14 protein-coding genes are annotated in these 14000 nt (G+C 73.8%); 7 read left to right on the plus strand and 7 right to left on the minus strand.

Going from position 1 to position 14000, the window contains the following annotated elements:
* Window positions 1-25: 25 nt before the first annotated feature.
* Window positions 26-1042 (minus strand): helix-turn-helix transcriptional regulator, encoded by a 1017-nt coding sequence (locus STRAU_RS24355; protein ID WP_016643048.1) that lies wholly within the window; start codon window positions 1040-1042, stop codon window positions 26-28.
* A gap of 135 nt (window positions 1043-1177) precedes the next feature.
* Here STRAU_RS24355 and STRAU_RS24360 point away from each other — a divergent pair, with 135 nt between their 5' ends.
* Window positions 1178-1921 (plus strand): NIPSNAP family protein, encoded by a 744-nt coding sequence (locus STRAU_RS24360; RefSeq protein WP_037661581.1) that lies wholly within the window; start codon window positions 1178-1180, stop codon window positions 1919-1921.
* A 19-nt stretch (window positions 1922-1940) separates the two neighbouring features.
* On the opposite strand, the gene STRAU_RS24365 is transcribed toward STRAU_RS24360, so the two are convergent.
* The gene (locus STRAU_RS24365) at window positions 1941-2606 is read right to left on the minus strand and encodes a M15 family metallopeptidase (RefSeq protein ID WP_016643050.1); all 666 of its coding nucleotides are present in this window, start codon (window positions 2604-2606) and stop codon (window positions 1941-1943) included.
* A 130-nt stretch (window positions 2607-2736) separates the two neighbouring features.
* Between STRAU_RS24365 and STRAU_RS24370 the strand changes: the two genes are divergently transcribed.
* Window positions 2737-3762 (plus strand): hydroxyacid dehydrogenase, encoded by a 1026-nt coding sequence (locus STRAU_RS24370; RefSeq protein WP_016643051.1) that lies wholly within the window; start codon window positions 2737-2739, stop codon window positions 3760-3762.
* A gap of 36 nt (window positions 3763-3798) precedes the next feature.
* Here STRAU_RS24370 and STRAU_RS24375 read toward each other — a convergent pair whose 3' ends face one another.
* Together STRAU_RS24375 and STRAU_RS24380 are read right to left on the minus strand one after the other, a co-directional pair.
* Complete coding sequence (locus STRAU_RS24375) at window positions 3799-4320, minus strand: hypothetical protein (protein ID WP_016643054.1); 522 nt, start codon at window positions 4318-4320, stop codon at window positions 3799-3801.
* Window positions 4321-4379: 59 nt separating this feature from the next.
* Window positions 4380-5033, minus strand: coding sequence for a DJ-1/PfpI family protein (locus STRAU_RS24380; protein ID WP_016643052.1), 654 nt, complete (start codon window positions 5031-5033; stop codon window positions 4380-4382).
* 263 nt (window positions 5034-5296) lie between these two features.
* Here STRAU_RS24380 and STRAU_RS24385 point away from each other — a divergent pair, with 263 nt between their 5' ends.
* On the plus strand, window positions 5297-6247 hold the full coding sequence (locus tag STRAU_RS24385) for a GlxA family transcriptional regulator (RefSeq protein ID WP_037661608.1): 951 nt from the start codon (window positions 5297-5299) through the stop codon (window positions 6245-6247).
* Here the strand turns inward: STRAU_RS24385 and STRAU_RS24390 are convergent.
* A complete protein-coding gene (locus STRAU_RS24390; protein WP_037661610.1) occupies window positions 6228-6995 on the minus strand; it encodes a class I SAM-dependent methyltransferase in 768 nt (255 codons plus the stop codon). The genes STRAU_RS24385 and STRAU_RS24390 overlap by 20 nt on opposite strands.
* A 129-nt stretch (window positions 6996-7124) precedes the next feature.
* Between STRAU_RS24390 and STRAU_RS24395 the strand changes: the two genes are divergently transcribed.
* The 4 genes from STRAU_RS24395 (at window position 7125) to STRAU_RS24410 (ending at window position 12252) form a co-directional block, all read left to right on the plus strand.
* Window positions 7125-8006: a hypothetical protein gene (locus STRAU_RS24395; protein ID WP_016643057.1), complete on the plus strand. Its 882-nt coding sequence runs from the start codon at window positions 7125-7127 to the stop codon at window positions 8004-8006.
* An 80-nt stretch (window positions 8007-8086) separates the two neighbouring features.
* On the plus strand, window positions 8087-9001 hold the full coding sequence (locus STRAU_RS24400) for a slipin family protein (RefSeq protein WP_016643058.1): 915 nt from the start codon (window positions 8087-8089) through the stop codon (window positions 8999-9001).
* Window positions 9002-9137: 136 nt separating this feature from the next.
* On the plus strand, window positions 9138-11606 hold the full coding sequence (locus STRAU_RS24405; RefSeq protein WP_016643059.1) for a polysaccharide lyase 8 family protein: 2469 nt from the start codon (window positions 9138-9140) through the stop codon (window positions 11604-11606).
* A gap of 73 nt (window positions 11607-11679) precedes the next feature.
* Window positions 11680-12252, plus strand: coding sequence for a putative glycolipid-binding domain-containing protein (locus STRAU_RS24410; RefSeq protein WP_037661583.1), 573 nt, complete (start codon window positions 11680-11682; stop codon window positions 12250-12252).
* 97 nt (window positions 12253-12349) lie between these two features.
* Here the strand turns inward: STRAU_RS24410 and STRAU_RS24415 are convergent, their stop codons facing one another.
* Both STRAU_RS24415 and STRAU_RS24420 read right to left on the minus strand, forming a co-directional pair.
* Entirely contained in the window at window positions 12350-13219 is an 870-nt protein-coding gene (locus STRAU_RS24415) for a trimeric intracellular cation channel family protein (protein WP_037661585.1), read from the minus strand.
* 115 nt (window positions 13220-13334) lie between these two features.
* Window positions 13335-14000 (minus strand): sensor histidine kinase (locus tag STRAU_RS24420; protein WP_037661587.1); only part of this gene is annotated, 666 nt, incomplete at its 5' end.

The following is a 14000-nucleotide window of genomic DNA, read 5'->3' on the forward strand; positions in this document are numbered from 1 at the left end:
GCCATGCGATGCGGTATGCCGCAGATCATACGGGCAGTCGGCCGACTCCGTACGTCCGGGCGAGCGCGGCCACGGTGTCGGACATGGCCGTGCGCAGCTCGGCCGGGGCGACCACCTCCACGTCGGTCCCGAGCCGCAGCAGTTCGCCGCAGGCGTGCCCCGTGCTCTCGGTCGGGATGACCGCCTCCACCCATCCGTCCGCGCCGACGGCGGTCGCGGTGGACTCGACCGCCCGCACCACTTCGGGGGCGACGTTGTCGGGCAGGCGCAGGCGCCCCCGCGGGGACAGCCGGACGGTGGCGGTGCCGGTGTAGCGGCGGGTGCGGAAGTCGTCGAGGTACGCGGCCCAGTACGCGCCCAGGTCGAAGTCCGCCGGGCGGTCGAACCGCTCCTCAGTGACCTCGGCGTCGAGGACTTGGGCGACGCGGTAGGTGGCCGCCCGGTCCTTCCCCGCGTCGGCGGTCTTCCCGGCGGCCACGACGTACCAGACACCGGATTTGAGGACCAGGCCGTACGGGCGGAGCCGGCGGCGCACCTCCTGGGGCGCGCGCCAGCGGCGGTACCGCACGTCCACCGCGCACCGGCCGAGCACCGCGTCGGCGAACAGGGAGAGGAACGGCGTCTGTTCGGGCTCCCGGTACCAGCCCGGGGCGTCCAGGTGGAACGTTTCCGCGGACCGCGCCGCCTGCTCGCGCAGTCCCGCCGGCAGCGCGGCCAGCAGTTTCAGCCGGGCCGCCGTCACCTCCGCGGCGAGCCCGAGATCGGCGGCGGGGCCGGGCAGCCCGGTGAACAGCAGCGCCCGCGCCTCGCCCTCGTTCATGCCGGTGAGGCGGGTGCGATAGCCGTCGAGCAGGCGGTAGCCGCCGCCGCGGCCCGGCTCCGCGTAGACCGGCACCCCCGCGTCCTGCAGCCGCCCCAGGTCGCGGTAGGCCGTCCGCACGGACACGCCCAGTTCCTCGGCGATCCCGCGGGCCGACACGCGGCCGCGGGACTGCAGCAGCAGGAGCACCGACAGGAGCCGGCCGGGAGCGGACGCAGACATGCGCCCATTCTCCAAAACCCTGACAGCCCCTGGCACACCGCTCCCCTACCGTCGGCTCGCGCCCGGCCCCGCCACAGCCGCCCGGCCCCGCCACAGCCGACGCGGCCGACCGAACCGACGAAACAGGAGCCGTCCATGCCCCCGACCGATCCCCGCCGCGACCCCGCCGTGGTCGAACTCCGCCAGTACACGCTGCTGCCCGGCCGCCGCGACGAACTCATCGAGCTGTTCGACCGGGAGCTCGTCGAGACCCAGGAAGCGACCGGGATGGCCGTGCTCGGTCAGTTCCGCGACCTCGACGACCCGGACCGCTTCGTGTGGCTGCGCGGATTCCGCGACATGGCGGCACGCCACCGCGCGCTGACGGCGTTCTACGACGGTCCCGTCTGGGCCGAGCACGGCCCCCGGGCGAACGCCACCATGGCCGACTCCGACGACGTCCTGCTGCTGCGCCCCCTGTCTGACGACACCAAGGGCCTCGCCGTCCTGCCGTCGGAGCGGCCGGGCATCGGCGCCGCCGCACCGAACCGGTTCGTGGCCGCGACCGTGTGGTCCTTCGCTCCCGGACGGGACAAGGGACGCACGCTGATCCGCGACCAACTCCTGCCCGTCCTGCGCGAGACGGGACCCGCGCCGCTCGCCGCGCTCACCACCGAGACGGCGCACAACACCTTCCCCAGACTGCCGGTCCGCGCCGGGGAGAACGCCGTCGTGGTCCTCACCTCGTACGCGGACGAGCGCGCGCACCAGCGCCACCTCACCGAGGTGCGGGCCCGTACCTTCGCGCGCGAGGCGATCCTGCCGGCCATCGAGCGGGAGCAGACGGCCGCGCCCCGGACCCTCCGTCTCGCGCCCACCGGCCGTTCGCTCATCGCCTGACGCCGCCACGGCACCGCCGTCAGGCCGCTCGGCCCTCCCCGGGCCACGGCCCGTACAGCGCGCACTCGGCCCCGGTCGCCAGCGCCCAGTAGCGGTCGCCGTACGACCAGTGCCACCACTCCGTGGGGTAGTTGACGAGGCCGGCGGCGGTGAGTGCGGCGCCCAGGATCTCGCGGTTCGCGCGGGCCTCGGCGCTGATGCCGGGCGCGTCCGTGTAGCAGGCGCCCGCGCTCTCCTCGGGGCTGGCGTCGATGGCGGTGCCGAGGTCGCACTCCGTGCCGTCGGCGGCCGCGAGGGTCAGGTCCACCGCCGCGCCCGCGCTGTGCGGGGCTATCTCCGGCGGGGCGACGAAGCGGCTGGCGGCGGCGTGCACGCGGGCGGGCGGCCAGGTCGGGTTGTCGGCGCCGAGCCCGGCGGCGTACTGCTCGAAGTAGTGGCGCTGGAGGGACAGCGGGCGGTATCCCTCGACGAAGAGGAGCCGCAGGCCCCGGGGCAGCAACTCCTGTGCGCGCAGGAGGCGTTGCAGTACGCCCTCGCGCAGCTGGGCGTAGGCGTCCGCCGGGTCCGCCGCCCGCGCGTCGACGAGCAGGGTGCCCGCGGCGCGCACGTCCACCAGGGGTTCGCCGCAGTCGCGTACGGGTACGGCGGCGACGCTCGCGTCCGACATCAGGGTGATCTCAGTCATGCGAAGATCATGCCGCCGGGGCGCGGCGGATGCGGAATAGGCGCGGCAGGAAGAGACTCGTACGGATCCGGCGCCGCCGGAAGTCTCGTACGGATCCGGCGCCGCCGGAAGTGAGGAGTCCCCGCCGCGTATGCCCACCCCACCGCACCGTCCCCGGCCCACCGCCGCGCTCGCCATGTCGCCCGGCGCCGCGGCGGCCCTGCTGGCACCGGACGCGCTCACCGCGTTCGGCGAAGTCTGCGCGCTTCAACACCCGCCCGTACTGCACGACTTCACCGGCGAGCGGGCCCGGGACCTGCTGGGGCGGGCCGAGGTGCTGATCACCGGCTGGGGCTGCCCGCCGCTCGACGAGGCCGCGCTCGCCGCGGCGCCGCGGCTGCGGGCCGTCGTGCACACCGCGGGATCCGTACGCGGCCATCTCACCCCGGCCTGCTGGGAACGGGGCATCGAGGTGTCGTCGGCGGCCGCCGCGAACGCGCTGCCCGTCGCCGAGTACACCGTCGCGATGATCCTCCTCACCGGCAAGCACGTCCTGGAGCGCGCGCACGCCTTCAAGGCCACCCGCCGCCGCGACGACCCGCTGGACACCCCGCGCACCGTCGGCAACTACGGCCGCACCGTGGGCATTCTGTCGGCGTCGCACGTCGGGCGGCGGGTCGTCGAACTGCTCCGCCCGTACGACGTCCGAGTGCTGCTCCACGATCCGTACGTGGACGAGGCGGAAGCCGCGGCGCTGGGCGTGCGGGCCGTCGGCCTCGGGGAGCTGTTCGAGCGGAGCGACATCGTCAGCGTCCACACGCCGCTGCTGCCCGCCACACGTGGTCTCGTCGGCCGACGGGAGATCGCGGCGATGCGGCGCGACGCCGTCCTCATCAACACCGCGCGCGGAGCCGTCGTCGACCAGGACGCGCTCACCGAAGCGGTCCTCGCGGGCCGCGTCCGGGTGGTGCTCGACGTCACCGAGCCCGAAGTCCTGCCGCCGGGACACCCGTTGTGGGGCTGCGAGAACGCCCTCATCACCCCGCACCTCGCGGGCTCCCAGGGCAACGAGTGGCAGCGCCTGACCGATGTGGCGACGCGCGAACTCGCGCGGTGGGCGGCCGGCGACGGCTTCGCCCATCCCGTACGGGCCGACCGGCTGGAGTTCCTGGCGTGAGCCGGACGCCTCGCGCCCGACGCCGGGCCGCCGGGGTCAGCCTCCGGTCGTCGAGCCCGGCCTGACGATCATCAGGATGGTGACGGTGGCCCACAGGACGTTGAAGATTCCTGTGAACATGGCGAGTTGGACGCTGGTGCGCGCGTCGAGCCGCACGGCGCCCTGCGCGGCCGTGGCTTCCTCGGTTCCACCGGTCCCCCCGCCCGCGGCGCCCACCGCGGCGACCGCCTCAAGCGCCGACTCCTGCCGGGGCAGCACCAGCACGATCAGGATCACCGCGGCGATGAACGTCAGCGCGATCGACGTGATCAGCCAGGCGCTGTCGAGCACGCCCATGCTGCTGGCCGTGGCGAAGCCGAAGATCACCACGGCGATGCCGACGCCCGCGTAGACACGGCAGATGCGGTGCAGCGTACGCAGCGTCGTGACGGGCGCCGCCTCGCCCGGTCCTGCGAGGGCGCCGCGAAGGACCGGCGGGAACATGCTGGCCGCGACGGCGACCGGGCCGACGGCCATGATGGCCGCGAGGACGTGCAGGATCAGGAACAGCTTCGTCATGGGAGGACTTCCGGGTCGGGCTTCGGGGCGGGAACGGGGGCTGATCAGATCTGATCTGATCAGATCGGCGCGGGCTCCGCCCCGGTGGGGCTCCACACCACCCCGCGCCGCTCGTGCGCGAACATCTCCTCGACGGCGTGCGCCACCCGCGGCCCGAACTCCCGCTCCAGCAGGTGCAGTCCGAGGTCGATCCCCGAGGTCACCCCGGCCCCCGTGACCAGATCGCCGTCGTCGACGACGCGGGCCCGCACGACGGACACCCCGAGGCCCCACAGGGCGTCGAGCGCGTCGTGGTGGCCGGTGGCGTACCTGCCCTTGAGCAGCCCCGACATCGCCAGGACCAGGGAGCCGCCGCACACGGAGGTCATGGTCAGGCCGGGGTGCGCCATGGCGTCCGACAGGAGCGCGGGCAGGGCGGTCCGCTGGGTGCGGGCAAGGCGGGAGGGGATGCTGTCGTCCTCGGGGTCGTGCTGCTCGCTGGGCCCCGCGGCGCCCGGCACCAGGATCAGGCCCGCGCGTTCGGGGTCGAGCCGCGCCGTGGCCCTGAGGGTGACCAGCTCCAGGCCGCTGGGCACGTCGCGGGCGCCCTCCGCCGAGACCAGCTCGACGGTGATGCCGCCGTTCGTCGCGATGCCTCCGGCGTACAGGATCTCCAGCGGACCGAGGACGTCCAGCGGGTCGAAGCCGTCGAAGAGGACTACCTGAGCGTGCATGCGCGGGTTCCGTTTCCTGGTGGTGACCGTGGCGGCCGGGGCGGCCCTGGCGGCGCAGGGCTCCGGTCCGCCTTCCCGGCGCCGACGTTAGCCAGCGGCATCACGGCACCGACAGTGGCCGTAATGACAGCTTTCAACGGAAAATCGCCACGCGGTCGGCGTGGCGGACCGCCCCGCTAAGGGCCTGGTCCCGCAGGCGTGCGGGGGCGCATGGCGGGGAGAGCGCGCTTGGCGGGATGACGGCGGTGCCGTACGTTGCCGCCATGCACACCGTGGCCATCCTCGCGCTCGACGACGTCATCCCGTCCGACCTGGCGATGCCCCTGGACGTGTTCAACAGGACCCGGCTGCCCGGTGAGCGGCCGGGCTACCGGGTGCGGGTGTGCGCGGCCGAACCCGAGGTCGACGCGCGCACGTTCACGCTGCGGGCGCACCACGACCTGAGCGGGCTCGTGGACGCGGACACGATCGTCGTGCCCGGCACCCACGACCCGACGGCGCCGGTGCCGGAGAAGACCCTGGCCGCGCTGCGCGAGGCGGCCGCCGCCGGTACCCGCATCGCCTCCATCTGCGTGGGCACCTTCGTCCTCGCGCAGGCCGGGCTCCTCGACGGCCTGCGCGCCACGACGCACTGGTTCGCGACGGACCACCTGGCGGCGGCCTACCCGGACATCGACGTCGACCCCGACGTGCTCTACGTCGACAACGGTCAGATCCTCACGTCCGCGGGCGCCGCCGCCGGCATGGACCTGAGCCTGCACATGATCCGGCGCGACTACGGCTCGGCGGTCGCCGCCGACGCCGCGCGCCTGTCGGTGATGCCCCTCGAACGCGAGGGCGGGCAGGCCCAGTTCATCGTCAACCAGCCCCCGGCGCACCCGCGCGGCCGCGAGCTCGAACCGCTGCTGCGCTGGCTGGAGGAGAACGCGGCGCGCGAACTCACCCTCGACGACATCGCCGGGCACGCGGGACTGAGCAGCCGCACCCTGCTGCGCCGGTTCCGCGAGCAGACCGGCACGACCCCGCTGCAGTGGCTGCACCGCGCGCGGGTCCGCCAGGCCCAGCACCTCCTGGAGACCACCGAGCACCCGGTGGAGCGCGTCGCCGCGCAGGTCGGCTTCGGCTCGCCGACGGCGTTCCGGGACCGTTTCAAGCGGATCGCGGGGGTGAGCCCGCAGGCGTACCGGCGGGCGTTCAGGGGCGCGCCGAGGTAACCGGGCCCTCGTGCAGGAATGGCTTGCGCGCCACCACGAGCCGCCAGCGCGGGCTGCCGTCGTCCCGGCGGCCGAACTCCTCCAGCGGCCGCAGCTCCACGGCGAACCCCGCCCGTTCCAGGTCGGCCCGCACCCCGGCCAGCCCGAAGGTGCGGTAGTACATGACGAAGCGCGGCCGCCACAGCAGGTTGCGCGCCCGCATCGCCCCGTCGAAGCCGAGCATGGCCCAGTACCATGGTGACGTGAGTGGCTGTGGTGCGCCGAGGGGAAAGGCGCCGGGGCGCAGCGCCCCGTGCACCTGGCGGAAAAGGCCGGGCCGCTCGGCGGGCAGGAAGTGTCCGAACGCCCCGAAGCTGACGGCCACGTCGAAGCCCTCGATGAAGGGCAGCGCGCGGGCGTCGGCCCGTACCCAGTCGACCACCGGCCCCCTGTCCCCGAGCCGGTCGTCAGGCGTGAGCGCCGCGCGCGCCTCGGCCAGCATCCCGGCGCTGAAGTCGACCCCGGTCACATGCTCCCGGCACATCGGCCGCAGGATCTCCACGCCCGCGCCGGTGCCGCAGCACACGTCGAGACCCGCCGCGAACGGGCCAAGTGGACGCAGGGCCTCGGCACACGCGTCGAGGATGCGCTCGGGCGTACGGAAGGGCGTGTGGTCGAACTTGGGAGCCAGCAGGTCGTAGCCGTGCTCGGTGGAGGACAGCGCCTGCACGGTCAGTTCGCGGAGCGAGGGGCCCTGGGAGGTGAACACCGGCACAGCCTAGTGAGTCCAGGGGGCCAGGAGTGGCCAGGAACCGTCTTGTGGCCTTCCGGGCCCGTGAGACGTCGGGTAGTGCTTCAGCTGCCGCACCCCCGAACCCATGTCACGAGAGGCACACCCATGCGCGCACGCAGGCACCCCGGCGCACCCGGCACCCCCGACGCCGCGGCGGACCCCATGGCGGGCAAGACACGCTTCGACGACATCTACGACCTGCCCGACCCGCGCTCGTACTTCCGCCGCCTCGCCCCCTACGAGTACGAGATCCCGCACCATGCCCAGGGCGTCTTCCGCCGGACTCTCGCGGCACGGCGCGCGAGCACGCCGCCCGCCCCCGACGGCGGCGACGGGTTCACCGTGCTCGACCTGTGCTGCTCGTACGGCATCAACGCCGCCCTGCTCAACCACGATCTGACACTCGCCGACCTGTACGCGCACTACGCCGGCGAAGACACGGCGGAGCTCACCACGAGTGAACTCGTCGACGTGGACAAGGAGTTCTACGCCGCGCGCCGCCGCCCGGACGCGGTGCGCCTGGTCGGCGTGGACACCGCCGCCAACGCCACCGCCTACGCCCTGGCCGTCGGCCTGCTCGACGAGGCGTACGCGGAGAACCTGGAGCGCGTGCCGCCCAGCCACGGCCTGGCGCGCGCGATGTCCGGCGTCGGCCTGATCACCGTCACCGGCGGCATCGGCTACGTCACGCACCGCACCTTCGACGCCCTGCTCGACTGCGTCCGACTTCCGCCGTGGGTCAGCGCGTTCGTCCTGCGCACCGTCCCCTACGACCGCATCGCCGACAGCCTCACCGCGCGCGGCCTCGTCACCGGGTGCGACCCCGCGCGCACCTATCCGCAGCGCCTGTTCACCAGCCCCGACGAGCAGCGCGACGCCGTCGAGCGCGTGCGCGCGCTGGGCCTCGACCCCACCGGACTCGAGGCCGCGGGCCGCTACCACACGCGCCTGTACGAGTCCCGGCCCCGGCCCGTCCGGCCCGTTTGACCCGCTCCCAGGGGCTCGCCCCGCCCCCGCGTCCGGGCGTATCGTTGATTGACGACGGCTCGGAGCGACAGGGGGTCGTCATGGTGCAAGAGCTTCTCGCGGCGGGCGCGGCGACACTCTCCGCCGCCCTTGTGTACGTGATGTCGGCCGCCCGCGTCGTCAAGCAGTACGAACGCGGCGTCGTCTTCCGCCTCGGCCGCCTCTCCGGTGACGCGCGCCAGCCCGGATTCACCATGATCGTGCCGGGCCTGGACCGGATGCGTAAGGTCAACATGCAGATCGTGACGATGCCGGTGCCCGCGCAGGAGGGCATCACGCGCGACAACGTCACGGTGCGCGTCGACGCCGTCGTGTACTTCAAGGTGGTCGACGCGTCCAGCGCGATCGTCCGGGTCGAGGACTACCGCTTCGCGGTCTCGCAGATGGCACAGACCTCGCTGCGGTCCATCATCGGCAAGAGCGACCTGGACGATCTGCTGTCCAACCGCGAGAAGCTCAACCAGGGCCTGGAGCTGATGCTCGACAGCCCGGCCATCGGCTGGGGCGTGCAGATCGACCGCGTCGAGATCAAGGACGTGTCGCTCCCGGAGACGATGAAGCGGTCGATGGCCCGGCAGGCCGAGGCCGACCGGGAGCGGCGCGCCCGCGTCATCAACGCCGACGCCGAGCTCCAGGCGTCCAAGAAGCTCGCCGAGGCCGCCAAGCAGATGTCCGAGCAGCCCGCCGCCCTCCAACTGCGGCTCCTGCAGACCGTCGTGGCCGTGGCCGCCGAGAAGAACTCCACGCTTGTGCTGCCGTTCCCCGTCGAGCTGCTGCGCTTCCTGGAACGGGCCGCGAACCAGCAGCCGCAGCCCGGGGCCACGCCACCCCCGGCCGCCGCCCCGCAGGCTCAACCCACCCCGCAGGCTGAAACCGCTCCGCAGGTCGAGGCCGCGGCACCCGATGCAGCGGCCCTCGACGTCAAGGCGCCCGACAGCATCGCACCCGGAGCCTGACCGCACGGTCGACTTCTGTCACGGCCATTGAGTCCGTCGACGCGTACATGCTAGAAAGCGCTTACCAAGCCTCGGTCACCCTCATCCCGGCACGTGCCCCGCTCCCCCGCCCTCGCCCCAGCCCACGGAGCCCCGCATGCCCCCTCCCTGGCCCCGCCGCGCCTTCCTCCTGACCACCGGCACCTCGGCGTTCGCGCTCGCCGCGCCCGGCACTCTCCCCGCCGCCGCGCGCGACACCGCCGGGCCGCGCCCCACCGCCGCTTCGACCCCGGCCGCCGACGCGTACGCCGCGCTGCGCGCCAAGTGGCGCACCCTCGTCCTCGGTGAGGGCTTCAGCCCGACCGCCGAGCCGTTCAAGAGTCGCCTCAGCGAACTCGGCGCCACAGCTGGGGAGTTGATGGCCACGATGGCCCCGGCGACCGGATCGCTCTGGCCCGATGCCTCGTACGCGGACCCCGAGCCGGACACCGACCAGGAGTCGTACGGCTACTCCGCGAACATCGTCACCAGCTGCACCCGGCTCGCCACCATGGCCCACGCCTACAGCCAGCAGGGCACCGGCCTCACCGGCGACGCCACGCTCAAGGCCGCCGTCCTGACCGGGCTCGACCACCTCTACGCACAGGTCTACAACGAGCGGCAGGCGCGCTTCGGCAACTGGTGGAGCTGGCAGATCGGCGCCCCGCAGGCGCTGCTCGACATCTGTGTGCTGATGTACGACGCGCTGTCCGCCGACCGGATCGCCCGCTACTGCGCGGCCGTCGACCACTTCGTGCCGGACTCGGCGGTGGCTCAGTACACGGGCACCAGCACCGGCGCCAACCGCGTGGACCTGTGCCGGGTGCTCGCGCTGCGCGGCGTCGTCGGCGCGAACGCGGCGAAGATCGCGCTGGCCCGGGACGCCCTGTCGCCCGTCTTCCCGTACGTGACCAGCGGCGACGGCCTGTACACGGACGGGTCGTTCATCCAGCACACCACCGTGCCGTACACCGGCTCCTACGGGTCGGTGCTGCTCGGCGGGCTCGGCCTGCTGTTCGCGCTGCTCGACGGGTCGCAGTGGGAGGTGACGGACGGCGGGAAGCAGATCATCTTCGACGCCGTGGAGAAGGCGTGGGCGCCGTTCCTCTACAACGGCCTGATCATGGACTGTGTCGCCGGGCGCGCCATCAGCCGCGGTGTCGCCGCCTCCGACGCCAAGAGGGTCCAGGCCGACGACCATCTGCGCGGCCACCCGATTTTGGCCTCGATCGCGCTGCTCGGCCAGGGCGCGTCCGCGGCCGAACACGCCCGCTGGCGCGGCCTGGTGAAGGGCTGGATACGCCGCGACTACTACAGCCCGCCGCTGAAGGACCCGCAGCTCGGCCTCGCGCACCTGGCCCGGCTCAAGGCCATCGAGGACGACGCCGCCGTCACGCCCGTGCCCGAGCCGACCGGCCACCGCCTGTTCACGAACATGGCGCGCGCCACGCACCGCCGCCCCGGCTGGGCCGCGTCGATCAGCATGGCCGACTCCCGCATCACGTACTACGAGACCGGCAACGGCGAGAACCTGCGCGGCTGGCACACCGGCTCGGGCCTGCTCGCCTGGTGGGGCGACACCTACGCCAACGGCCAGTACAGCGACGCCTTCTGGCCCACCGTCGACCCGTACCGGCTGCCCGGCAGCACCGCGTCGCGCAAGGTCCTCGCGGACGGGGCGGGCGGCGACTGGGGCGCGGCGCGGCCGGACGTGAGCTGGGTGGGCGGGGCGAGCGACGGCCAACGAGCCGTCCTCGGGCAGCACTTGAAGGGGCTGCAGAGCACGCTGTCGGCGCGCAAGGCGTGGTTCTGTCTGGACGACGCGATCGTGTGCCTGGGCGCGGGCATCACCTGCGCGGACGGGGCGACCGTGGAGACGACCGTCGAGAACCGCAACCTCGGCCCGGAAGGACGCGCCCCGTTCCAGGCCGACGGCGTCACCAAGCCCACCACCACGCCCTGGTCGCAGCGGCTCACCGGCGCGAAGTGGGCGCACATCGGCGGCCACGGCGGCTATGTCTTCCCCGGCGGCGCGACCGTCGAGGCGCGCCGCGAGCAGCGCACCGGCAAGTGGAGCGACATCAACAAGGGCGGCGCGACGACCCCGCTGACCCGCACCTATCTCACGCTGTACGTGAACCACGGCACCGATCCCACCGACGCCACGTACGCGTATCTGCTGCTGCCCGGCGCGAGCGCGGCCCGCACCGCCGAGCGCGCGGCGGCCACCGGCTGGCTGCGGATCCTCGCCAACTCCGGTACGCGGCAAGGCATCAGCGTGCCCTCGCTCGGCTTCACCGGCGTGACGTTCTGGGCGGCCGGGACCGCCGGCGCGCTCACCGCGAGTGCCGCCTGCGCCGTCCTGATCGGCGAGCGGCCGGACGGGACGGCGGTGGTGTGCGTCAGCGACCCGACCCGCGCGGCGCGCTCCGGTCTCACCGTCACCTGGAACCGGCCGGTCGCCGCCGTCACCGCCAAGCCCGCCACCGTCACGTCGGCCACGACGGGCACGTTCCTGAAACTCGTGTTCGGTGATCTCGGCCCCACGAGAGGAGCGACTCAAAGAGTTGCTGTGCGGCTCGCGTGAACACCCTGCGACGCGCGTGAACACCCTGCGGCCCGGCCGTTGCGCGCACGCCCGCGCCGCTATGGTGCCGCCCATGTCGATCTCGCGCGTCCTCACCTGGCAGGTCACGGAGAGCACCGGATACGAGACGGCCTGGGCCGAGGTCGACGGCGAGTCGCTGCGGGCGCGCGGCCGCGCCGTCGGCACGGTCCCCGATCCCTATTGGATCTCGTACACCCTCGAAACGGGCGACGGCTTCGTCACGCGCGTGCTGCGCGTCTCGTCCGAAGACGCGCTCGGCGCCCGGGAGTTGGAGCTGGTGCGCGACGGCGCGGGGCGGTGGAGCGCGGACGGCGCGGCGCTGCCCGCGCTCGACGGGGCGCTGGACTGCGATCTGGGGCTGTGTCCGCTGACCAACACCATGCCGGTGCTGCGGCACGGGCTTCACCGGTCCGCCGCGCGCGGCGAGCGGCGGTTCCTGATGGCCTGGGTCTCGGTGCCGGATCTGACGGTGCACGCCTCGCCCCAGCGGTACGCGCCGCTCCCGCGCACGGTGCACGGGGCGCGGGTCCGCTTCACGTCCGGCGACTTCCAGCGGGACGTGACGTTCGACGGGGACGGCTTCGTCGTCGACTATCCGGGGCTGGCGCACCGCCTCACGCGCTGAGGGCCTGTCTTTGAGGGCCCGCCCCGCCGGGCCGCGTTCGGCCGGGCGGGTGAGGCGCTCGCGGAGTCACCCCGCCACCGGACGACGAGGGGGGCCGTCACCGTCGGTGCCGTTCTCGCCCTCGACGTCGTGCGGATGCGCGGGGGCGGACTTCCGGCGCAGGGTGCCCGGTGCCGGGCGGGCGCCGCGGAACCGCAGCCGCCGGGCGGCGCCCGCGCTCCGGCCCCTCGCTCGCCCCGGGCGGTCCCCGGCCGGGGGCGCGCCGCGCCACCTGCGCCGCAGCGCCCCCGCGAGCCGCGAACGGGGCCCCCGCGAGCCGCGAACGGGGCTGCCAGTCGAGTCCGCTCGGCAGCCCCCAGCCCCGCTTGTACGCGGTGAGCCGCAGGACGAGCGCCACGGTGACGCCGAGCACGATGCCGAGGGTGGGCTGCTCGGCGTAGCTGCACACGACGGTGATCGCGGCGGCGACCACGGCCACGGACGCGTACAGCGCGTTCCCTCCCAGCACGGCCGGAACGCGGCGCAGCATCATGTCGCGCAGCGCCCCGCCGCCGACCGCCGTGATGGTCCCGAGCAGCAGCGCGGGCAGCCAGCCGAGCCCCGCCGCGAGCGTCTTCTGCGCCCCGGCGACCGCCCAGAAGCCGATGACCGCGGCGTCCAGGGCGGTGAAGAGCCGGTCCCAGGCGTCCTGGCTGATGCTGATCACGAAGGCGATGAGCGCGCCTGTGAGAGCGGTCGGCAGGTAGAAGACGTCGGTCAGCGCCACCGGCGTCCCGTGCTGGAGCAGGGTGTCGCGGATGAGCCCGCCACCGAGGCCGGAGACCACGCCGACCGCGACGAAACCGAACAGGTCGAGGCGTTCGGTGCGGGCGATGGCGCCGCCCTGCAGCGCGGCGGCGAGCACCCCGGCGAGGTCGAGCCCGCGCGTGGCCAGGGCCACGCCGTGCGGCGTCAGCAGCTCGGCCATCACCGCCCGCCTCCCGGCCCGCGTCCCGTACGTCTCTCCGCCGCGTACGTCTCCGCGTTTCGTGCCTCTCTACGTTTCGTACGTCACGGGACGGCGGGCGGCGACCGGAGCGGGCTCAGTTCGTGGCGGCCGCGGGCAGGCCGGGGCTCGTCTGCGGGCGGCCGGGGACCAGGCGCAGCGCGAGGACCATGGTGAGCCCGCCGCCGGGGGTGTCCTCGGCGGCGAGGGTGCCGCCCATCGCCTCGGTGAAGCCGCGGGCCACCGCGAGGCCGAGGCCGACGCCGGCGCCGCGCGGGGCGTCGCCGTAGCGCTGGAACGGCTCGAAGATGCGGTCCTTGGCCTCGTCGGGCACGCCGGGGCCGCGGTCCACGACGCGGAGCTGCACCTGGTCGGCCGTGGTGCTGGCGGCGACGAGGACGGGCTTGCCGTCGGGGCTGTACTTGAGGGCGTTCTCTATGACGTTGGCGACGGCGCGCTCCAGGAGGCCCTTGTCGGCGGCGACCATCGGCAGCGCCTCGGGGATGTCGAGGACCACGTTGTCGGCGGGCGCGGTCATGCCTTCGAGGGCGAGCGGGACGACCTCGTCGAGGTCGATCTCGCGGACCATCGGCGTCACGGTGTCGGTCTGCAGGCGTGACATGTCCAGGAGGTTGCCGACCAGGTGGTCGAGGCGGTCGGCGCCCGCCTCGATGGCGGCGAGGAGTTCCGCCTGGTCCTCGTCGGACCACTCGATGTCGTCCGAGCGGAGGCTGGAGACGGATGCCTTGATGCCGGCGAGCGG

Source organism: Streptomyces aurantiacus JA 4570 (assembly GCF_000414115.1).
GTDB classification, from domain to species: domain Bacteria; phylum Actinomycetota; class Actinomycetes; order Streptomycetales; family Streptomycetaceae; genus Streptomyces; species Streptomyces aurantiacus_A.

Bases quoted from the DNA above. Each gene is read 5' to 3' on its own strand.
- STRAU_RS24365 (WP_016643050.1), bottom strand. From the start codon at position 2,606: ATGACTGAGATCACCCTGATGTCGGACGCGAGCGTCGCCGCCGTACCC.
- STRAU_RS24360 (WP_037661581.1), top strand. From the start codon at position 1,178: ATGCCCCCGACCGATCCCCGCCGCGACCCCGCCGTGGTCGAACTCCGC.
- STRAU_RS24385 (WP_037661608.1), top strand. From the start codon at position 5,297: ATGCACACCGTGGCCATCCTCGCGCTCGACGACGTCATCCCGTCCGAC.
- STRAU_RS24410 (WP_037661583.1), top strand. From the start codon at position 11,680: ATGTCGATCTCGCGCGTCCTCACCTGGCAGGTCACGGAGAGCACCGGA.
- STRAU_RS24395 (WP_016643057.1), top strand. From the start codon at position 7,125: ATGCGCGCACGCAGGCACCCCGGCGCACCCGGCACCCCCGACGCCGCG.
- STRAU_RS24400 (WP_016643058.1), top strand. From the start codon at position 8,087: ATGGTGCAAGAGCTTCTCGCGGCGGGCGCGGCGACACTCTCCGCCGCC.
- STRAU_RS24355 (WP_016643048.1), bottom strand. From the start codon at position 1,042: ATGTCTGCGTCCGCTCCCGGCCGGCTCCTGTCGGTGCTCCTGCTGCTG.
- STRAU_RS24415 (WP_037661585.1), bottom strand. From the start codon at position 13,219: ATGGCCGAGCTGCTGACGCCGCACGGCGTGGCCCTGGCCACGCGCGGG.
- STRAU_RS24375 (WP_016643054.1), bottom strand. From the start codon at position 4,320: ATGACGAAGCTGTTCCTGATCCTGCACGTCCTCGCGGCCATCATGGCC.
- STRAU_RS24405 (WP_016643059.1), top strand. From the start codon at position 9,138: ATGCCCCCTCCCTGGCCCCGCCGCGCCTTCCTCCTGACCACCGGCACC.
- STRAU_RS24380 (WP_016643052.1), bottom strand. From the start codon at position 5,033: ATGCACGCTCAGGTAGTCCTCTTCGACGGCTTCGACCCGCTGGACGTC.
- STRAU_RS24370 (WP_016643051.1), top strand. From the start codon at position 2,737: ATGCCCACCCCACCGCACCGTCCCCGGCCCACCGCCGCGCTCGCCATG.